Source organism: Kastovskya adunca (assembly GCF_059505785.1).
Genome location: NZ_JCACLG010000016.1, coordinates 57,558 through 77,841 on the forward strand (window position 1 = coordinate 57,558; position 20,284 = coordinate 77,841).

Consider the following 20,284-nt stretch of genomic DNA (forward strand, 5'->3'; position numbering starts at 1 on the left):
CATGTACTTTTGAACTCTCTTTAGCTCAAACCTTTGAGACGAAATAAAAGCAACTGCGTCAGTTGCCTCTCACTGAAGTTGTCATCGCTCACCAACACTAAACTCTGGCTACCATCAGCAAGGCGCGGCCCTAAAGTCATTGCTTCCAAGTTATCTAAATAAATTCCTAGGTCACTCAAATCGAGGAGCAACTTTTTCTGAATCGGTCTAATCCCGCTGATATCCCCATTGAAACTAGTGATGGTGGAGGTATCTGTTGACGCGGCGGCTGTGACTTGATAAATCTTTGCCCCAGCACCAGCTAGCCCGTAAGTTCGTTCTAAACTCAAGAAATGACCCCCCGGATCGAGGGCGACTAATTCCGTCAAGCCATTGTCAATTGCACCTGCAGGTGTGGGGGCGAGGAGGTAGAGATGTTCCGCCACCAGCAAGGGGGGAGCAATATCACCGAGGATGTAGTGCAGTAGGCGAAGGCGGACAGATTCTTCGGGAGCGTCGGTGAGTTTATCCTGCACTAATGCGGATTCTGTCGCCGTAAACAGGCGGAAGGGGTCGCCGCTTGCCGCTGCTAAACCCGTAGGGTCGAGGGTTAGGGACTCAAAGCCTAAATTTTCCTGCACGCCCTGTTCATCTCCAGGGAGGAAGCGTTCTGGAATCGGCAAGCTTTGTAGCTGTTGTCCGGTTTTTAGGTCAAATTCTTGAATGAAGGGAGAAATCCCTTGACTAGGGATACCTTCACTGGAGATAAACACGCTCTCTTTGGGAGAGAGGGCAATACCTTCTGGATCGAGACTCCCTTTAGCGTAAGTCTCGCCGTTCTCATCTTTGAGAAAGGTTACGTCCTCAACGATAACGTCCTCCGGTGCGATTTCTCCAGCCTCGTTGCCAGCGGTTGTGAGTTGGATTGTATAAAATCGGGCGGGAGCACGTTCACTGCGGTCATCCGAGAGGGCATAGAGGCGATCGCGACTTCGGTCGTAAGTCAATGCCGAGATCCCACCTACGGGTGTATCTTTAAACGTCAGCTTCGGCAGTTGGTACTCACCTAAATAGTCCAGTGATAAGTCTAGAAAAAGTCGGTCTTGTGCCACTCCTGGCTGGATGCCACAGGAGGTTGTAAACAGGCTCAAGCAGGCAAACACGCCTACTAATAGCCAAGACCTTAGCTTAAATTTATTCTCATTCACCCACATGCTTGCCAAAATTACTCTCAAGGCGGAAACTCTGGCATCACTGTACCAGTCAGCGAGGCAAGAGAGGCTACAACCACAGGTAGAACTGGGACGATCAAGTTAGGTGGGAGCAAGTCTGCTTAATTGCCCATCGTTAAAAATTAGTTGTTATCGGTAAAGTTTAGAGAGTGGGATGGGGGAAATGTATGCCTAATTATCAGCTCAAAATGTTAACGGCGGGAGTTTCGGCGCTGGTGGTGGTGCTGGGGGTGGCTGCGCCTGCTTGGTCACAAGAAAAGACACCAAATCCTCTGGAAATAACCACCCCTGATCTGCTGTTACCTGAGTCATCGGTAGAGCGTCCGTTGAGTCCATTGGAACTGCTGAGATTTAAGGAAGAGCTAGATCAGCTAAATGCTCAGGCAACTGCCCAATACCAAGCTGGCAATGCCGCCCAGGCTTTTGATATCTGGAACCGGGAACTGAGGTTGCGGCGGACTCTCGGCACTCTAGAAGAGGTGAGAGCTTTGGGACGAGTGGGAGAAGTGGCTTGGGAGGGAAATCAAAAAACTCAAGTGCAAGTGATTACCAAGCGCTTAGAAGCGATTCAGCAAGAGCTAGAAAAACCCTCTTCCTCTTCTTCCCGTCGCCCTCAGACTTCACAACTGATAACTAAGGACTCAGCACTTAGTACTAATAAAGAAGAACTTCGGGAAGCCTTGGGCAAAGCTTACGAGCAAGTGCGATCACCTCAACAAGCGTTGACGATTTACGAGCAAATTCTCGCCCAGGCGCGGCAAAGCAATGATGTCGCGGCGAAAGAATCGACCCTGAAAACTATGGGGCAATTGCAGATGGCGTATTTCGACTACCCAAAAGCGGCGGCTACTTATGAGGAGTTGCTGAAAATCTCTCAAGATCAGTCTGATGTCGTCGATCAAGTTGAGTATCTCAAACAGCTATCCTACATTTACGACAAGGCAAAAGAACCAGAAAATGCGTTGAAGGTAAAGCTACGTTTGGTTGAGAGTTATCAGGCGGTGCCAAACAATCCGCAGTTTCCGGCATTGCTGATAGCGATCGCCTCTGACTACCACGCCCTCAATCAGCCCGAACAGGCTAGCCAAAACTATCAGCAAGCTTACACCTTAGCCGTCGCCAATCAGCAGTTTGGGGATGCAACTGAGGCATTGCAAAAACTAGGCGCACTCTATCAGCAATACGAGCAACCAGAGTTTGCCTTACAAATCTATGAAGTGCTGTTGCAGATAGAACAACGGTCTTACGACTACTACGGCTTGATGAATACTTATGACAAAATGGGGCAAATTCATCTCCAGCAACAGAACTATCCTCAAGCCTTAACAGCCTTCCAAGAAGGGTTAGAACTGGCGCGATCGCTGCAGTATGAGGAAAGTCACTTTACAAAACAAATTGAGCAAATTAATCAACAGCCATAGTCTGGTAATTCTCAGCTGACTCCCTAGATAACTGCTGCAATTCTTCCAACACTCCCGGTATAGTAGAGCGTAACGCTTGGTGAATGGCTGCCATTTGCTGCAAGTCTGGCTGGTGCGACCATTCATCCATAAAAAACTTCTTCACCTCAATTGATAATACACAGGCGGATTGGGGAAAGTGTGAGTGAACCCAACGGGCAAAATGCCCGCCCACGAACTTGACATTTTCCCGGACATCCAATTGCCGACCGAAAAAGTCAAAGCGGCGCAAGTCTCCCAAAAAGCGCTCAACTACAGGTTGCCAATATTGCCGATTCAGGGAACCTGTACCGAGGTTAATTTCAGGGTTGAGCCACTGTTCTGCTGGAGGCGCATGTTGCCCATTGCGGTAGTGATTGTAGGTGTGGAGGTCGAAGATTACAAAGCGTCCATAGCGTTGCTCTAGGTGCGTGCAGATTTCCTCCACAACGGCATAGAAGCGGTCATATTCCGCTAAAGACTGCTCCAGGATTTCTGGGGAGGGAACCTCGCGCCAAATATCCAATCCCCAGGCGTCTTCTGGTTTGAGGTAAATTGCTTTTTTCCTGGGTCGATTCAAATCAACTTCAAAACGCGATCGCAATACCACTAACCGCGTCTGGGCTATATCTGTCCAGGCAGCCGTGAAGGGGTCTTCTTCTCGCTTGCGGTCATTTTTGTCGATGGCGAGGAGTTCAGCGACCTCAGGGCGTACGTGATGACCATCGTGAAGCGCTACGGCAACTAACGGCTGATGTCCTTTTGTCAATGCCCAAAACGGTTGTTTCATAGATTGATTTTTTCGACTACTAAGCTTGTGAGCCTATCTAAAATTTTCAGAAGAATCTGCAACTTTTTATACGGCTCTTGCCAGCGGCTTGACAAATCACTCATTTTGGGATAGAAACCGCTAATCTTGCACAAAAAAAGCGATCGCTCTCCTCAGCCCTACCTCCCTAACTTAACTTCGCTTTTACCATTGCCTGGATCTTTTGACCTTCAGCGCGACCCTTCAACCGTTGCATCGCCGGGCCCATAACCTTACCCATATCTTTAGCAGAACTCGCCCCGACCTCGGCAATAATTTCATCAACAATCGCCGCCACTTCCTGATCAGAAAGTTGCTTAGGCAAATAGGTTTCGATAATTGCTAACTCCAACGCTTCCTGGTCTGCCAAGTCATCGCGTCCGGCTTGGCGATATTGCTCGATAGACTCCCGGCGTTGTTTCGCTTGTTGGGCTAATACCTCAAGTTCCTGCACTTCAGTGAGGCTCGTTTGCCCTTCGGGACGTAGGCTCACTTCTTTTTCCAGTAAAACCTTTTTTATCCCCCGGACGGTTTCCAGGCGCGTTTTATCTTTTGCCTTCATCGCCGTTTTAATATCTTCGGAGATCCGATCTTTTAAGCTCATCGACTTTAATATCCCTCTTTAATCAACTTGGTAAGAGTCAAGATAGCAGGAAGTGATTTAATTCCCTGCTACTGCAATAATAGAACCGAAAGTTACTATTAGGATGGCGTAATTTCTGCCTATTATTCCCAAACAGGCTCACCGAAGAAGTAGGTTTTGCATCGTTTTCTAACTCAATCACCTAAAAAATTAGAAACATTAAAAAACCAGGGTTTGCAATTAATCCTAAAGTAGTTAAAAGGTAGAGCAACTACCTTAGCAATTGAGGAAACAGAAGCCTTAATAAAGGTATTGCACATGCGAGTTCTCCCTCAAAGGATACTTCTACCCACACCTAAACCTCCCTAACAACTTAGTACACTGAGATGAGTTGGTGGATATAAGTAGGAACAAAGTGGAAGTTAGAGCAGCAGTCGCCTGGGAAGCAGGTAAACCCCTCAGCATCGAAACCGTGCAGCTTGAAGGCCCAAAAGCGGGGGAGGTGATGGTTGAGATTAAAGCAACGGGAATCTGTCACACCGACGCTTATACCCTCTCAGGAGACGATCCCGAAGGGCTATTTCCCGCAATTTTGGGACACGAAGGCGCGGGAGTCGTTGTAGAAGTCGGTGAAGGGGTTACTAGTGTCAAACCTGGCGACCATATTATCCCCCTCTACACCCCCGAATGCCGTCAGTGCGAATATTGCTTGAGCCGGAAAACCAACCTCTGCCAAGCAATCCGCTCTACTCAAGGACGGGGACTCATGCCCGATGGCACCAGTCGCTTCTCCTTGAATGGCAAAAAGCTCCATCACTACATGGGCACCTCCACCTTTGCTAACTACACCGTGCTGCCGGAAATCGCCGTTGCCAAGATTCGAGAAGATGCCCCCTTTGAGAAGGTTTGCTACATCGGCTGCGGCGTTACAACGGGTATTGGTGCTGTTATTTATACGGCTAAAGTCGAACCCGGTTCGCGAGTGGTGGTTTTTGGATTGGGTGGTATTGGTTTAAACGTCATCCAGGGAGCAAGGATGGTAGGGGCAACTCAGATTGTCGGCGTTGACATCAACCCCGCCAAGCGAGAACTAGCCGAAAAATTCGGCATGACGGATTTTGTGAACCCCAAAGAAGTCGAGGGTGATTTAGTTCCTTACCTGGTTGACTTAACCAAAGGCGGTGCCGACTACAGCTTCGAGTGCATCGGTAATGTGAAGGTAATGCGCCAAGCGTTGGAATGCTGCCATAAAGGCTGGGGCGTCAGTGTGATTATCGGCGTTGCTGGGGCGGGACAGGAAATTAGCACTCGCCCCTTTCAACTGGTTACCGGACGCGTTTGGAAGGGAAGCGCTTTCGGGGGTGCCAGAGGACGCACTGATGTACCGAAAATCGTTGACTGGTATATGGAAGGGAAGATCAATATTGATGACTTGATTACCCACGTCATGCCTTTGGAGAAGGTTAACGATGCCTTTGATTTGATGCACAAAGGTGAGTCAATTCGTAGTGTGGTGACGTTCTAAATAGGTCAATTAGAGCTAATCCTTTTTTAAGGGCGATCGCAATTTTGCACAATTTGATATCATTACCGCTCGACGCCAACTGCCAAGAATCAAGCTTATGTCTGCATCCCTCAACCTGATCTCAGAAAATCGCAGTTTCGGCGGTACAGTCGGCTTTTACAGCCATGACTCTGATACCTGTAACGGCAAGATGAAATTCGCCGTTTATCAGCCGCCGCAAGCACAATCCCAAGCCGTTCCCGTGCTGTATTTTCTCTCTGGTTTAACCTGCACTGAAGAAAATTTCATGGCAAAGGCAGGCGCACAGGAGTTTGCGGCTAAGTATGGCTTGATGCTGGTTGTACCCGATACCAGTCCTCGCGATGCAGGGATTACGGGAGAAGATGCAGATTGGGACTTTGGCACGGGGGCTGGTTTTTATGTTGATGCGACGGTGGAGCCGTGGGCATCTCATTACGGCATGTATAGCTATGTTGTTCAGGAACTACCAGCTCTGATTGCCGAACATTTCCCCGTGCAATCCGGAAGACAGGGGATTTTTGGTCATTCTATGGGCGGTCATGGGGCGTTAGTCTGCGCCTTGAGAAACCCTGAGCAATATCAGTCTGTCTCTGCACTTGCACCCATTGCAGCCCCGATGCGCTGTCCTTGGGGACAGAAGGCATTTACCAATTATCTGGGTACGGATAAAGAACAATGGCGTACCTACGATGCCAGCGAACTAGTACTGACTGCTAATTACAACCGTCCCATCCTCATCGACCAAGGCACCGCCGACCCCTTTCTAGAGAAGCAGCAATTGCTCCCTGAGGTATTTGAGGAGGCGTGTAAAAAAGCCGGACAACCCCTAACGTTGCGCTTTCAAGAAGGGTACAACCACAGCTATTACTTCATCGCCACTTTTATGGAAGACCATATTCGCCACCATGCCGCTGTTCTTGTGGAGGCAACCTCATTATTATCAACGTAGCTAGCGATCTGCCTGTTGAAGAGGTTAAAAACATAGCAAACCAGGTTTCTCTTCAGTAGGATATGAGCTAGAAGTTGTTTAATGTCCATTCTCAAAGGCAGCAAAACCTTGTGTGATGAGCCGGAAAGCCCATCCGTCTTACGTCTGGTTTTATGACAAGGAGGCGGATGGGTTATTGCTGGATAATAAGCGGCAACCTGTGGCTGAGAACAACATCCTAGATTTGCAGAAGCGGTGGAAGAAGATGGTAACTATTGCATTCCAGAAAATGACGCTTGAGGAGTACCTTAACTATGACGATGGGACGGATACTCGCACCTGTTTGGTCAAGGGGGAGTTGGTAGTTATGCCGCCAGAAAGCGATTTAAATCAGCGCATTGCCATGTTCTTACTAGTCTGTTTTTCGCAACAGGGAATTCCCTCCTATCGATTGAGAATTGGGACAGAAATTGTGGTGATGGGTTCGCGGGCAACGACGCGCTTACCGGATTTGATGGTGCTTTCTGAGGAACTGGCAACGGCATTAGAGGGGGCAAGTCGGTCTACGGTAATGATTGATATGCCGCCGCCTCAGTTGGTGGTTGAGGTAGTGTCACCGGGGAAGGAAAACATAGACCGAGATTATCGCTACAAGCGGTCTGAGTATGCGGCGCGGGGAATTGCGGAGTATTGGATTGTTGACCCGATTGAAGGGCGGGTTACGGTGCTGGAGTGGGTGGAAGGATTGTATGAGGAGCGGGTTTTTCAGGGGAATGAGCGGATTATCTCGCCGATGCTACCGAATTTGGATTTGACGAGTGAGCGGGTGATGAATCCTAGAGGATGAGATTGGGGCAGATTTGGATGTGTTAGAGGAGTTGTTGGGATGAGTCGCTTAGAAAATTGTTTCCCTTGGGGACGTTTGCACTGTCATTTGTCCCAGGGATAGGAAAAGATGATGTTGCTGGAACGAAAATCCCCCTTCCCCGTAAAAAACATTTATTCCACTTCCCTCCCCTCTGTAGGGCAGGGCTAGGGAAAGGTGGGAAGGAGAAGTTAAGTTGGCTTTATCCGAACAGCATTAGGATGACTTTCCTACTCCGCCGCTTCGCCACCGACAACAACGTTGCGAATTCGCAAACTGGGGCCGCCACAACCGACGGGTAAGCCGCCTTGTCCAGCTTTGCCACAGCCGCCGGACTCATCCCAGTAGAAGTCATCACCGATGGCTTCAATATCAGCCAGGGTCTTAAAGACGTTGCCGGAGAGGGTGACATCCCTCACAGGTTCGGCAATTTTGCCATCGCGAATCATCCAAGCTTCCCCAGCACTAAAGGTAAACATCTCACCATTCGTCATCCCCCCTAACCAGTTCCGGGCATAAACCCCTTCTTTAATCCCTTGGAATAAATCGGCAACGGGCGTTTTTCCTCGCTCAATCCAGGTGTTGGTCATCCGTACGATGGGCGGATAGTGGTAGTTGAGGCAGCGGGCGTTACCTGTGGCGGTTTCGCCTAATTTGCCAGCGGTTTCGCGGGAGTGGAGGCGTCCTACTAAGACACCATCTTTGATCAGTTGAGTGGTGGTGGCTGGCGTACCTTCATCGTCGTAAAAGTAACTACCGCGATGTCCTTGGGGTGCGGCACCGTCAAAAATTTGTAACTCTTCGGAACCAAACCGACGCCCCATGCTCATCACTTCTAATATGTCTGGGTTTTCGTAAGCCATATCAGCTTCGGAGAGATGCCCAAAGGCTTCGTGGACGAATAAACCCGTGAGGATGGGGTCGATGACGACGGTGTAAACTCCGCCCTTGACGGGGGGCAAGGAGAGGGCATCAACGGCACGTTGAGCGGCACTCTTTACCTGTTCGTCCAAATTCGTCAAGTCTTCGTAAGCTTTGCGAGAGCCGACGGTTTCTCTACCTGTTTGCACAATCTCGCCATTACGAGCTGTTGCAGCAAAGCGCATTTCTATATCTACCCAGGATTGCTCAATCAGCGCTCCTTCTGATGTGGCGATGATGATGCGTTGGGTGCTGTCGCTATAACGGACAGAGGTGGTGCTGATACGATCGCTATAGCTTTTGAGAATTTGATTGTAGCGATCGCACAATTCCTTCTTCTGTGCCAGGGGAATCTTCCGAGGATCTGTTCCGGTAAGGGGCAACTGGCAAACATCCTGCACCACCTCAATCGGGGCGAGAATCGTTTCCTCATCACCGACAATTTTCGCCGCCGCGATCGCTTCTTCGACTCGCTCTGCTAACGTCGAAAGTTGATTAAAACTGGCAAATCCCCAACCGCCTTTGTAGCAAGCCCGGACTTGCCCCCCAATTGACAACCCCTCACTGAGGGTTTCGACTTTGTCACCGCGCAAAAAAATACTCGTTCCCTCTGAATTTTCGAGGCGAATTGCCAGGTAATCAACTTCATAGCGATAACGGGCAATCAAGTCAGAAAGGAGATCTTTGGCATCAGCCAGGAGAGTCGGCATAAAAACAGGCAGCAAGATTAGAAGAACTACCTCTATTCTGTAACAATTAAGACGTTGGGTGCCATTGCAGAAGAGATGAGGGATCAGGGCAGATTAGAGTCATCTCTTGCCGCCGTCACTGACAGACACCCAAAAAGGCAGCTTCCCAAAACGTAGCCGATCTGCCGACGCCAACTCTAAAATCCCGGAGTTTTTGGAGTCCACGTCGGCAGGCTTTGTTCCTATAGCCGCCCCTGAAAGGCCTTCGCTAAAACGGCTATAGAGTATCGCTAGCTGCGGTTAGCCCTACAGGACAGGCAATATTCGTCCCGCCTAGACCACAATACCCACCCTTATTTTTATCCAGGTATTGCTGATGGTAGGCTTCTGCATAGTAGAACTCAGGAGCATCGATAATCTCTGTGGTGATCTCTCCATAACCACCCTGGCTCAGAGCTTGCTGATAAGCGTCTCGCGAGGCTTCCGCTAGCTTTTTCTGCTCTTGAGAATACAGGTAAATTCCGGAACGGTACTGGCTACCCGTGTCGTTACCTTGGCGCATCCCTTGGGTGGGATTGTGGCTTTCCCAAAAGACTTTTAATAGGGTTTCATAACTCACGACTTTCGGGTCAAACACCACGAGCACGACTTCATTGTGAGCCGTCATACCTGTACAAACTTCTTGATAGGTAGGGTTGGGTGTAAAGCCGCCCGCGTAACCCACAGCCGTTGTAAATACACCCTTTTGCTCCCAAAATTTGCGTTCAGCTCCCCAGAAGCACCCCATACCAAACATGGCAGTCTCCATTCCTTCGGGATAAGGGGGCTGGAGTGGATTACCGTTGACCTGGTGACGGGAAGGAACTGGCATCGGCTGATCTCGCCCTGGCAGAGCCTCTTCAGCGGTAGGCATTGTTTTCTTTTTACCAAATCCGAACAGTACCATTTGCTCTGACTCCGATTGTTATGTACTTCTTTACCTTACTTAAAATTGTAATCAGGCAGGAGTGCTATGCGAGCGCGTCACTTGTACGGCAACCTACCCTACAAAAAAACATTCACTTTAGAGATTTTGCTTGCTCTAAGGTGAATTGCTGTTTCTTTATTCTCAGAAAGGGTTTTTAGTTTTTCATTTCAATCGGAGCGGCGGGATTTGAACCCACGACCCCCACTACCCCAAAGTGGTGCGCTACCAAGCTGCGCTACGCCCCGGCACATTTATTAATCATAGCACAAATTTTCAACTGATTTCCCACAATTTAAAATACTTTCAGAGTTTGAGCCGCTTGTACTAGTTCTGGTACAGCGGCGGCTGACCAGCTCCCCTCACAGCAACGTCCTGAGTTGAGGATAAAGCGCAGGGTGTAGGCATCGGCATACCCTTCTACTTCTAGCCAGATTAAATTGCTTTCGGCTTCACAAGAGATTTTCTCCTCATCCATCAATTCTTCTGCTATTTGATCCATTGCTTGCACGAGTTGCGCCAGCAAGCGGCAAAAGTCGTTTAATTCCGCTTCTGTCAGCTCAACAGCCCAAGTTTCGCCGCCAACTAATCCTTGATACTCGACGGCTTCCGGGTTCCATCCCAAACGCCAGCCTGTTCCGCTTTTTACAAGTCGCTCCATGCTATTCCTAACCCCGGCTAGGGTCGCAACAACTGAGCATCTCCCGGTTGGGGGAGAGGTAGGGGACTGTTTCTTCTAGAGGCGGGTGCTGTTGTTGAGGGGGGCGCACTTTGAGGAGATGGTGCGGTTTGGGGGGTGGTGTCAGGATTGAAGATGCTCACCAAAACATTGACTAAGGCATTCCGTTGAGTGCGATTTAGGCTTTCAATGGCAGCGCGATCGCCTTCCATGGGATTTTCTCGTAAATTGTCATTACCGGGATACTGGGACGCCACTAGGTATTCGTGAGCCCCCAGATAGTCAGCCAGGGTCAGCTTCCAATCAAGACGGTAGTTGGGGGTGCGGCTTTTGGTAAAGACGTGGTAACGAATTAAACGACTTGCCAGGGTATTCTCGGAATTGACCTCGCCCGTCTTGCTACTGACGTATTGGTTCTCTAAGGGGAAATCGGGCAATTTTTCATAAACTTGTCGCCAAGCATCGGCTTGAAAAAATTGAGCCGCCGCAGGTTGCGAACCGATACCATTCCAGATCCCAGAATCTTTAATCCCTGTTCCCAAAAGGAACAGGCAAGTCCCAATTAAAGTGGCAATCACAAAACGGCTAAGTTGCTTAGGAAGTTTAAGAGTAAGCTGCATATTTCCAGATTTAAATGTAAGTGCGATTAAAAATTGAGTTATAAAGCACCCACTGACCTTTAAAAATAGTCCTAAGTTCAGAGTTCGGCAAGAGAGGGAAGACTTCCTAGTTAGCGATCGCCTCAGCGTCAACTACCTAAGATGAACGTCTATTGTTACTTACCAACTCAGCACTCAGGACTTTTGAGAAGCTTGCTCCGGTAAAGAGCAACGCCAGCCGACTTGGTTGAGAGGATTACGGCTAGAGCTACCCGACTACTCACTAATCACCAATAATTTCTGGCTGTGTCAGCTCATCAGACATTTCAATAATTGCCCGTAGCACAGGCTTCATTAAAGGGTCATCCATAGTTTCAAAATCCTCATACCGACGGCGCTTGGCACGGTTTGCCACTTGTACCGTAATCCGGTAGCGATTGGAGGCGGCACTGACTAGCTCCTCTGCACGGTACAGAACCTCGCTCGAATCAAATTGGTAACGCTTGTGCAGCATAAGGAATTTTCCTTCACTAAAAATCAAAAAATACGCCTGATGACAGCGCGTCGTTGCAACCTTTAGTTTAGCAGGACTCCCCAAATCTTCAGGCAGCCGGAATAGTCCCCTCTACCCAAAAAGATATCGCCCAGATTGCAAAGAATCGTTTACTATTATTGAGATTATTTTCGGTGTGTTGAGTTTAAGTAGTCATCAAGGTGTCACAGTACGTTATGCAAACCCTTGCTAATCCAAGGTCTCAGTTGTCTAAGCAATTTTCTAGTCATCCCTTAAAGCTAGTTGCCCTGGGAGATAGTCTCGTCTATGGCTTTGGCGACCCAGTTGGTGGCGGCTGGGTAGAGCAACTGCGACTGAGGTGGATGTCGCCACCGGGTCATGTGCTTTACAATCTGGGCGTGCGGGGCGACGGTGTGCAACAAGTGCAAGCCCGTCTAGAGCAGGAGTTTTGCCACCGAGGAGAACTGAGAAATCGCGTTCCGGAGGCAATGATTTTGTCAGTTGGCGTCAATGATTCTGCACGTCTAGGACATGTCAACGGGCGTCAATATACTGATTTTGATTTGTTCAACCGGGAAATGGCAACCTTATTAGACCAATCCCAGCAACTTTGTTCGGTGCTATTTGTCGGCATGGTGCCTGTGGATGAGGAAAAAATGCCGTTTTTAGGTAGTTTTTATTACAATCACGGCGAACAGTACCGCTACAAAGAAGCAACACGCCTTGCTTGTGAAAAACGTCAGATTCCTTATCTCGATATCTTCGATCTGTGGATGGCGAGGGGGACTCAGTGGCGACGCGATCGCCTCAGTGCCGATGGGCTACACCCCAACGTCAGCGGCTATCAGGCATTGCTGCAAGATGTCTTGGCTTGGGAACCGATCGCCAAGCTGGCATCTATCAAGTCATCGGCAGCCTAGGCTGTCCCGCGTGGCAACTCCAGTGACTGGGTTAACACCACTAGCGCGATCGCACATTAAGGAGACTTGATAGCGGTCGATAATGGCATCGGTAAAATCCGCTCCGGTAATGTCGGCATCAAAAAAGCGAGTCCGTACCATTGTTGCCTCAGTAAAGTTGGCGTTGCTTAAGTCCGCTTCATCCAGGGTGGCTTGGTCGAGCATCGCCCCTGTCAGGTTGGCTCCTGACAAATTAGCCCCCAGCAATACGCCTTGAGAAAAAATCGAGTTACTCAGGTCAGACGCCTGGAAGTCAGCGCCTCGCATATCCGCTGCGGCAAACAGCGCCCCCGCTAAATCCATACGAGAAAAGTCGCGGTTTTGTAGTTCCGTATTACTATAGTTAACGCTTTTTGCCTGGGCGAAGGCAGGGGTAGCCCCCAGCAGCACCCAGAGCCAAGCTAAGACCAGCGCTAAAGCCAGTCTTAGCAAGCGTAGAACAAAGTTTTTGATGGTTTTTGTCTTCAACAATTGCATCTCTAACTCCTTTCTAAACAGGTGTAGATGTACGCTTTGACAACAGCGGTTAAAACTCTTTCTCTAACCAATCTTCTCCCACGCGAATTGTCAGGTCAGAATCTAAATCCCCAGTAGAAGATGCCTCAACTTTACCCAGTCCCAAAAGTCTTTTCACAGTGGCGGCAGTTTCCAAGTCACCCTGTTGGGCAATAATTTCAGTTTCAGCGCGGGAATCAGACCAATTTTCAATCACATAGACATTTTCCAAGCCTTTCTCCCGTAGATACCGGGCGACGCGATCGCCTACACCCGTCTCTCCGGTGGCATTTTGGACAGCAACACGCAGGCGACCGCGTACCGGACTGGCATAGAGCGAGTTTTGTTGGATGTCTTGCTGGAAATATTGACGCATAATGCGATCGCGTCCCTGGGAGTTCATCAGCCAATAGCTGGCTACAAACTCATCCGGCTGACTAAATCGTCCCGGTAAAAGCACCATATGAAAGTCATCTTGATCCAGCTCTAAGCTAAAGCTCACCAACGCTAGCATCTCTTCTAAGCTCAAGTTGGTGTCAATATACTGCTGCATCACCCGCACTGCCTCTGGCAAACGGGGGAGGACTGCTGGACTTTGAATCCGCTGTCGCAACGCCTTTAAAAGCACTTGCTGCCGTTGCACCCGACCAATATCACCCTTATTATCACTGCGAAAACGAGCAAATTGCTCCGCTTGGTCGCCAGTTAAAGTCTGCCAACCTGGTTCTAGGTCAATTTTTAGATGCTGGGTGGCATCTTCATACTGCATCTGCTGAGGTACATACACCTCAACGCCCCCCACCAAGTCCACCAGCTCGCGAAAGGCATCCGTTGTTACTCGCACATAGCGGTCAACCGGAACATTATTCAGGGTACGACTTGTTACCCGTGCAGCAAGTTCTGGCCCCCCTTCTTCATTTGCCTGATTGATTTTGGTCACGCCGTACCCCGGAATTTCCACTTGAGTATCTCGGGGAATCGACAGCATGTTGACAGAATTGTCTTTGGGATCGAGCCGCAGAAGCAACATTGTATCGCTGCGTCCGGCAAAGACATCTGGAGAACTTTCTGGCGTATCCAGAACCCGATCGATCCCCATTACCAGGATGTGAACGGGTCGTGCTAGACGGTACTGAAAGTTTTTACGCCAAGGCTTTCCCTCAACGCCCCCTCCTAAGTGAGGGACAATCACAGGCGATAGCGGTGTAATCAACGCCAACGTTGCTCCCAGCATCGCAGATACTGCTGCCGTCAGCGCAAAGGCCGCACTCCAGTAAAACCATCGCGTCAAACCAGAACCCCCACGCGGCTCGTTTTCCTCCACTGGGGTTGGTGACGCAGTAAAGACATCATTAACACTATTGGACTCAAAACCGGATTGAGAGTTAGCCTCACTCTCAGATGATTGAAGCCCAAAACTAGTTGGGGAATGCTTGATGCCTTTTTTCACCCTCACCTCACCGAATAGTCGTAGCCTGCAAACACATAGATCAGACTTACGTACCCTTAACAGACTTTCAGGGAATTCAGCCGTTGGAGTTCCCTAAAAAGGAAGGTTCTGCGTAAGTCCTACTGAAATATTCTGAAATCCCATGCAGGATTATAACGTTAGGTACTCAATCTGTATCTCATGCTTGTGACAGGAGTATAGTTTTTTAGTCATCCGTCGTTGGTTTTATTTATGCCGATCTGATGGCTAGTGGTTCATTGCTCGTCCCCTGTTATGGGCATGAGGAGCGGGGGAGCGGGGGAGCAGGGGAGCAGGGGAGCAGGGGAGCAGGGGAGAGAAAAATTGACGACGATTAGCCATTACTCCAATCGCCTATTTCATACTTCACCCTTCATACTTCATACTTCACCCTTCACCCTTCATAAAGCATGGCTTAGGATATAGCAGAAAATTTAGTGGGCGCTGCACCGAATGGATACATCTTTGATCCCCGTAATTTTGGCTGGTGGCAAAGGGGAACGCTTTTGGCCCTTGAGCCGTAAAGACCGACCGAAGCAGTTTCTCAGCCTTGATGGCAGTGGTAAGAGCCTGTTACAGGCGACTGCGGAGCGATTGTTAGACCTCTCAGGCTCGTGGTCGAAGTTGTGGGTCATTACCTCGGCGCTTTTGGCTCAGGGAGTGAGAGAACAACTGCCTGAACTTCCTGAGGAAAATTTGTTGGTGGAGCCGGAGGGACGCGACACGGCACCCGCAGTGGCTTGGGGGACGTTGGAGATTGCCCGGAGATATGGAGATGATGCAGTGGTGGGCTTTTTTCCCGCCGACCATTGGATTGAAGACCAAGAGGCGTTTCAACAAACGATCGCGGCGGCGGCACAACTCGCGGCGTCGGCAGCATCAATTGTGACGTTGGGAATTACTCCCGGCTATGCTTCGACGGGATACGGGTACATTGAGCAAGGAGAGCAAACAGGAACCGCAACACCATCAGAGGTTGGGGGAAAAGCGGCATTACCGATTTATCGGGTGAGTCGGTTTACCGAAAAGCCTGACCGAGAGACAGCAGAGCAGTTTCTGGCGACGGGTCGGTTTAGCTGGAACAGTGGGATGTTTGTCTTCCGGGCTGGGGTGGTGCTGGAGGAACTCCGCACTCACGCTTTGGAAATTATCAGTTTGCTTGAAGAACAAGGAAGCGCCGCTTATTCCCACCTTCCTAAAAAGAGTATTGACTATGCGTTGATGGAAAAAACGCAATTGGCATATGTCCTTCCCGCTGCCTTTGGTTGGGACGATCTGGGGGACTGGAATGCGCTAGAGCGGCTGATGAAAGGGGACGCTCAGAATGTGGAACTGGCAACCCATGTAGGGCTAGATACCCAGGGAGGAATTTTTTATGCGGCGGATGGGGAGGAGGTGATTGCCACCATTGGGTTAGATGATGTGGTGGTGGTGCGCGATCGCAACGTCACATTAATTGTCAACAAAGACCGCACCCAAGACATTAAAAAGTTACTAGAGTTACTCAGAGCAGACCCCAAACTTGAGAAATTGCTGTAATTTCCTTCCCTAGGTGCATTGGCACTTACCCTCGAAGAGCGTTACAACAATTTACAGAAGTACTAGGGACTAGGTTGGCAGTGCGACTGACTGAATCTCCTAGTCCCTAGCCTAAGCCTAAGCGCCCCCAACCATGCTTTCTTTAACTCGAACCAGTTCCCGACAACGCGAAATTCTTGAAGTCGTCTTCCGCCACGGCTGGGACTACATGCGCGGACTTCTGACAGGCAGCAAGACGGATAAACCGCAACTGCCTCCTCCCACCGTCCTGCGAAACATTTTAGTGGAATTGGGCCCGGTCTATGTCAAGCTGGGGCAGCTTTTGAGTACGCGTCCTGACCTATTGCCCCAGGAGTATGTTGAGTCTTTAACGGACTTGCAAGCCAATGTGCCACCTGTGGAGTGGAGTGAGGTAGAAGTATTAATTCGCCAACAGTTAAAAGTGCCCCTAGAGGAAGCCTTTGCCTACATCGAGCCTCAAGCTGTTGCAGCGGGTTCAATTGCCCAAACCCATCGGGCAACTTTGAAAAATGGTCAGGAGGTGGCAATTAAGGTACAGCGTCCGGGGATTGAGACGGTTGTTGCTCAGGATATTTCTTTAGTTAAAGCTTTAGCAGAGTTAGCGTCTCGCACTGACTTTGGGCAAGACTACGACGTTGTCGCTTTAGCCGACGAGTTTGCAACGGCGCTGGAAGCCGAGCTAGATTTCACTCAAGAAGCTTCCTATACCGATCGACTCCGACGCAATTTATCCACCAGCCGTTGGTTCGACCCGACAAAGCTAGTCGTTCCCATGATTTACTGGGATTTGACCTCCGAAAAGCTGATGGTGATGGAGTGGCTAGATGGGGTGCCAATTTTGTTGGGGACGTTACCCCCCATGCGGGACGACAAGGATATTAGCACCCAGCGCAGTGAAATCACGACGCTGTTATTTCGCGCCTTCTTTCAGCAGATTTATATTGAAGGGTTTTTCCACGCTGACCCTCATCCTGGCAATATCTTTTATCTGCACGATGGTCGTCTTGCCCTTTTAGACTGTGGCATGATGGGGACTTTAGACCCGCGTACCCAGCAGATTTTAACTGAGATGTTGTTGGCGATCGTCGATTTAGATGCCCAACGGTGCGCTCAGTTAACTCTGCAACTGTCTGAGGCGGGTCAACCTATCAGTTTGGTGCGTCTGGAAAATGACTATGACCGCATGTTGCGGAAGTACTATAGCCTCAACCTCTCCCAAATTAACTTCAGCCAAGTGTTTTATGAGATTCTACAAGTTTCTCGTAACAACAAAATTCGTTTGCCCAGCAATATGGGTTTGTATGCAAAGACCTTGGCAAATTTGGAAGGTGTCGCTCGTACTTTTGATCCAGAAGTTAACCTGCTAGACGAAATTAAGCCGCTGATGAATGATTTATTTCAGCGTCAGCTACTGGGTGCTAACCCATTACAAACGTTTTTGAGAACTGCTCTGGATATCAAAAGCCTCTCCTTGCAATCACCGCGTCAATTGGAGTTGCTTTTAGACCGAGTGACGTCAGAAACGTTGAAATGGAATCTGACTATCCGGGAGTTAGACCCTTTGCGCCGCAGTGTCGATGATTCTGCAAACCGCCTATCTTTTAGTATTTTGGTCGGTTCGTTAATTATGGGTGCGGCAATTATCTCCTCCAATGCCCAAACTAGTCAGTTGTCTATTTTGAGTACGATTTTGTTTGGGGTGGCGAGTTTCCTAGGGCTGTGGTTGATCATTAGTATTTTGCGCTCAGGACGGTTGAGGTAAGGGGAGGAGGCGATCGCCTATCTTGGCAAAGAAGGGAAGCGATCGATCGCTAATAATCCTGTTGATGACGTATTGTTATAAATTTTGCGATCGCCTGCCTAAAGTTGAGCGCTTCAAGCCTGTTGCCCAAAATCCTCAAAAATTCATGGAAACGCTCTCTATATCTCTCTTCTCTTGGCGTTCTTAGCGTCGCTTTGCTTATCTGCTTGCTTAGTACCTTCCTAATTGCCCTGCCAATCCCGCGTTCAACAGCTTGGGATGGAGTACTGGACTAGCGTATGGCTGGATACTTGGCGGCATTTGGCGACAAATTACCCACCTTTTCCTGAGCGAGTTAGTCGGTTTAGCGATGACGTGGTTAATTGTCAGCGTTGTCACAGGTGCCGCGATGGCGAAATTACTGCGGGGAACTGCCATCCTCAAACTGACCTAATCAAATCACTAAAACTTAGCGATCGCCTCAGCCAAACCTCCAGAGAATCTCTCTTCCCTCTCTCTTCCCCTCTTCCTCTGAGTTCTCTGCGCCCTCTGTGGTTCATTAAAGCCAAATCCTGCCAAACCCCCCAAAAAGTTGAGCGCTAGATCTACAGCCTGTTTTACATCCATCACTGCTTTGGTTTTAGTAAGTATTCCAGTAAAACAAACTTAGTAATCAGCGTCTAAGAGAGGAGGCGATCGCCTTTCTAAGTAGTACCTATGCGATCAATTTAATTGTTACCCAGCAGCGCTGTTGCCTGTTGGACACTTTGGCGCACGGATTCAGCAGATTTCTGTAAAGCTGAGCGTTCGGCATCGGTGAGATTGAGTTCCAACACCTGTTCAACTCCCCGACATCCTACACGGCAGGGAACACCGATGAAAATATCCTCTAAACCATATTCGCCTTGAAGGTAGGCAGCCACGGGGACTTGCCGCGACTGATTGTGTAAAATTGCCTCTACCATCAAGCAGGCAGACGATGCGGGGGCATAGTAAGCGCCGCCTGTACGCATTAGTTCCACAATTTCCGCACCACCATTGCGAGTGCGTTCTATCAAGCGTTCGATGGTTGCTGCATCCATCAACTCTGTAATGGGAATGCCGCCAACCGTAGAGTAACGCGGCAAGGGCACCATCAAGTCCCCATGTCCTCCCAGTACCAACGCCTGGACATCCGCTGTGGAAACGCCTAATTCCATGGCGATGAATGTTTGAAAACGGGCAGAATCGAGAATCCCTGCCATCCCCATAACGCGGCGGGGGGAAAGGTTGCTTGCCTGCCATGCCAGGTACGTTACAACATCCAGTGGGTTAGTAACGACAATCAACAGAGCATCAGGGGAATGAGCGATCGCTTTTTTTGCCGCTTCAAAAACAATCTTGGCATTAATCTTCAGCAGCTCGTCTCTACTCATACCCGGTTTGCGGGGAATGCCTGCGGTAATGACGACGACATCCGAACCCGCCGTATCTGCATAGTCATTCGTGCCAATAATCTGGCTATCGTGACGCTCAACTCCCCTTGCCTCTAACAAATCTAGAGCAATCCCCTGAGGCATCCCCTCCACCACATCCAGCAGCACCACATCTGCCAAATTCTTCTCAGCAACCCGCTGGGCAAGGGTGCTACCCACCTTGCCACCACCAATAATGGAGACACGGTGCTCGTGACAGGGAAAAGGGGAATTAGGGGAAGATGCCATAACAGGGGAGCGATCGCGTAATTTAACTAACTTCTCTGTAGGCTCACATCTTGCACCTGATGTTCTCAATCATCATTCACCCCCTTCTTCTCCCTCCTGATTTATGAGGGAAGCCAGCTTTTAATTCCAGTTCCCCGGAACAGAGGGATCAGGGGGCTAGTGCAAGATCTGAGTAGGAGTAGCTTCAGCCGCTCCCTACACTGTTTCTAACTGCTCGGCGTGTAGCCAAATGTTCGGAGTGGGCACTTGACCAAATTTAACTAAAGCGTAGTCCCCCCTCATGTCCACAACTTCACCCTTAGTTTCAAACAGATAAGAGGGAAACCGTGAATCGCTGGCTTTCGCTTCTACACTGTTTTCTAGCTTTTCTTTGATCGCACGCACGAGCGCGCCTTTTTTAATTTTGTCTGCCATAGTTACTGCCCTTAATTCAGCGTCCCAATGCCTTTGTTTAGCATTTTACGGCTAGAAAGGGAATTTCAGCAGATTGGCGAAGGGAGTCTGTAAGTCTGTGAGTCCTGAGTCCTGAGTCCTGAGTGCTGAGTGGGGGAGAAAGTGTGAAGGGTGAAGTATGAAGGGTGAAGTATGAAGGGTGAAGTATGAAGGGTGAAG

The 20,284-nt window shown here is 49.4% G+C and carries 20 protein-coding genes and 1 tRNA gene; 8 read left to right on the top strand and 13 right to left on the bottom strand.

Annotated elements, in window-relative coordinates:
* Nucleotides 1-20 precede the first annotated feature (20 nt).
* Entirely contained in the window at nt 21-1,193 is a 1,173-nt protein-coding gene (locus AC5JR3_RS05170) for an esterase-like activity of phytase family protein (protein ID WP_495843730.1), read from the bottom strand.
* 185 nt (nt 1,194-1,378) lie between these two features.
* On the opposite strand from AC5JR3_RS05170, the gene AC5JR3_RS05175 reads away from it, so the two are divergent.
* Nucleotides 1,379-2,632 (top strand): tetratricopeptide repeat protein, encoded by a 1,254-nt coding sequence (locus AC5JR3_RS05175; RefSeq protein WP_495843693.1) that lies wholly within the window; start codon nt 1,379-1,381, stop codon nt 2,630-2,632.
* On the opposite strand, the gene AC5JR3_RS05180 is transcribed toward AC5JR3_RS05175, so the two are convergent.
* Nucleotides 2,616-3,440, bottom strand: a complete 825-nt coding sequence (locus tag AC5JR3_RS05180; protein WP_495843694.1) for an N-formylglutamate amidohydrolase — start codon at nt 3,438-3,440, stop codon at nt 2,616-2,618. The genes AC5JR3_RS05175 and AC5JR3_RS05180 overlap by 17 nt on opposite strands.
* Nucleotides 3,441-3,606: 166 nt before the next feature.
* Nucleotides 3,607-4,062, bottom strand: a complete 456-nt coding sequence (locus AC5JR3_RS05185; RefSeq protein ID WP_495843696.1) for a GatB/YqeY domain-containing protein — start codon at nt 4,060-4,062, stop codon at nt 3,607-3,609.
* Nucleotides 4,063-4,456: 394 nt separating this feature from the next.
* On the opposite strand from AC5JR3_RS05185, the gene AC5JR3_RS05190 reads away from it, so the two are divergent.
* The 3 genes from AC5JR3_RS05190 (at nt 4,457) to AC5JR3_RS05200 (ending at nt 7,362) form a co-directional block, all read left to right on the top strand.
* Nucleotides 4,457-5,566: an S-(hydroxymethyl)glutathione dehydrogenase/class III alcohol dehydrogenase gene (locus AC5JR3_RS05190; protein WP_495843698.1), complete on the top strand. Its 1,110-nt coding sequence runs from the start codon at nt 4,457-4,459 to the stop codon at nt 5,564-5,566.
* A gap of 97 nt (nt 5,567-5,663) precedes the next feature.
* Complete coding sequence (gene fghA / locus AC5JR3_RS05195; RefSeq protein ID WP_495843700.1) at nt 5,664-6,536, top strand: S-formylglutathione hydrolase; 873 nt, start codon at nt 5,664-5,666, stop codon at nt 6,534-6,536.
* Between the two features lie 268 nt (nt 6,537-6,804).
* Nucleotides 6,805-7,362 carry a Uma2 family endonuclease gene (locus AC5JR3_RS05200; RefSeq protein WP_495843732.1) on the top strand — a complete coding sequence of 186 codons (558 nt, stop codon included), beginning with the start codon at nt 6,805-6,807 and terminating at the stop codon, nt 7,360-7,362.
* Between the two features lie 248 nt (nt 7,363-7,610).
* On the opposite strand, the gene AC5JR3_RS05205 is transcribed toward AC5JR3_RS05200, so the two are convergent.
* From AC5JR3_RS05205 to AC5JR3_RS05230, 6 genes are all read right to left on the bottom strand, one after another.
* Complete coding sequence (locus AC5JR3_RS05205) at nt 7,611-9,011, bottom strand: TldD/PmbA family protein (protein WP_495843702.1); 1,401 nt, start codon at nt 9,009-9,011, stop codon at nt 7,611-7,613.
* 256 nt (nt 9,012-9,267) lie between these two features.
* On the bottom strand, nt 9,268-9,936 hold the full coding sequence (gene msrA / locus AC5JR3_RS05210) for a peptide-methionine (S)-S-oxide reductase MsrA (protein ID WP_495843704.1): 669 nt from the start codon (nt 9,934-9,936) through the stop codon (nt 9,268-9,270).
* A gap of 192 nt (nt 9,937-10,128) precedes the next feature.
* Nucleotides 10,129-10,202: transfer RNA gene (locus tag AC5JR3_RS05215), tRNA-Pro, on the bottom strand.
* A 47-nt stretch (nt 10,203-10,249) separates the two neighbouring features.
* The gene (locus tag AC5JR3_RS05220) at nt 10,250-10,615 is read right to left on the bottom strand and encodes a DUF1818 family protein (RefSeq protein WP_495843706.1); all 366 of its coding nucleotides are present in this window, start codon (nt 10,613-10,615) and stop codon (nt 10,250-10,252) included.
* Nucleotides 10,616-10,632: 17 nt separating this feature from the next.
* Nucleotides 10,633-11,253, bottom strand: coding sequence for a hypothetical protein (locus AC5JR3_RS05225; RefSeq protein WP_495843708.1), 621 nt, complete (start codon nt 11,251-11,253; stop codon nt 10,633-10,635).
* 262 nt (nt 11,254-11,515) lie between these two features.
* The gene (locus tag AC5JR3_RS05230) at nt 11,516-11,746 is read right to left on the bottom strand and encodes a DNA-directed RNA polymerase subunit omega (protein ID WP_495843709.1); all 231 of its coding nucleotides are present in this window, start codon (nt 11,744-11,746) and stop codon (nt 11,516-11,518) included.
* 215 nt (nt 11,747-11,961) lie between these two features.
* Here AC5JR3_RS05230 and AC5JR3_RS05235 point away from each other — a divergent pair, with 215 nt between their 5' ends.
* Entirely contained in the window at nt 11,962-12,666 is a 705-nt protein-coding gene (locus tag AC5JR3_RS05235) for a GDSL-type esterase/lipase family protein (protein WP_495843734.1), read from the top strand.
* Here the strand turns inward: AC5JR3_RS05235 and AC5JR3_RS05240 are convergent.
* Nucleotides 12,652-13,182 carry a pentapeptide repeat-containing protein gene (locus AC5JR3_RS05240; RefSeq protein ID WP_495843711.1) on the bottom strand — a complete coding sequence of 177 codons (531 nt, stop codon included), beginning with the start codon at nt 13,180-13,182 and terminating at the stop codon, nt 12,652-12,654. The genes AC5JR3_RS05235 and AC5JR3_RS05240 overlap by 15 nt on opposite strands.
* A gap of 49 nt (nt 13,183-13,231) precedes the next feature.
* A complete protein-coding gene (locus tag AC5JR3_RS05245; protein WP_495843713.1) occupies nt 13,232-14,650 on the bottom strand; it encodes an LCP family protein in 1,419 nt (472 codons plus the stop codon).
* 471 nt (nt 14,651-15,121) lie between these two features.
* Here AC5JR3_RS05245 and AC5JR3_RS05250 point away from each other — a divergent pair, with 471 nt between their 5' ends.
* The 3 genes from AC5JR3_RS05250 (at nt 15,122) to AC5JR3_RS05260 (ending at nt 18,423) form a co-directional block, all read left to right on the top strand.
* Nucleotides 15,122-16,207: a mannose-1-phosphate guanylyltransferase gene (locus tag AC5JR3_RS05250; RefSeq protein WP_495843715.1), complete on the top strand. Its 1,086-nt coding sequence runs from the start codon at nt 15,122-15,124 to the stop codon at nt 16,205-16,207.
* A 133-nt stretch (nt 16,208-16,340) separates the two neighbouring features.
* Nucleotides 16,341-17,990 (top strand): ABC1 kinase family protein, encoded by a 1,650-nt coding sequence (locus AC5JR3_RS05255; protein ID WP_495843717.1) that lies wholly within the window; start codon nt 16,341-16,343, stop codon nt 17,988-17,990.
* Nucleotides 17,991-18,243: 253 nt separating this feature from the next.
* Nucleotides 18,244-18,423 carry a hypothetical protein gene (locus AC5JR3_RS05260; RefSeq protein WP_495843719.1) on the top strand — a complete coding sequence of 60 codons (180 nt, stop codon included), beginning with the start codon at nt 18,244-18,246 and terminating at the stop codon, nt 18,421-18,423.
* A gap of 274 nt (nt 18,424-18,697) precedes the next feature.
* Here the strand turns inward: AC5JR3_RS05260 and mdh are convergent, their stop codons facing one another.
* Both mdh and AC5JR3_RS05270 read right to left on the bottom strand, forming a co-directional pair.
* Nucleotides 18,698-19,672, bottom strand: a complete 975-nt coding sequence (gene mdh, locus AC5JR3_RS05265; protein ID WP_495843720.1) for a malate dehydrogenase — start codon at nt 19,670-19,672, stop codon at nt 18,698-18,700.
* Nucleotides 19,673-19,867: 195 nt separating this feature from the next.
* On the bottom strand, nt 19,868-20,086 hold the full coding sequence (locus AC5JR3_RS05270) for an NAD(P)H-quinone oxidoreductase subunit O (protein WP_495843722.1): 219 nt from the start codon (nt 20,084-20,086) through the stop codon (nt 19,868-19,870).
* Between the last annotated feature and the right edge of the window lie 198 nt (nt 20,087-20,284).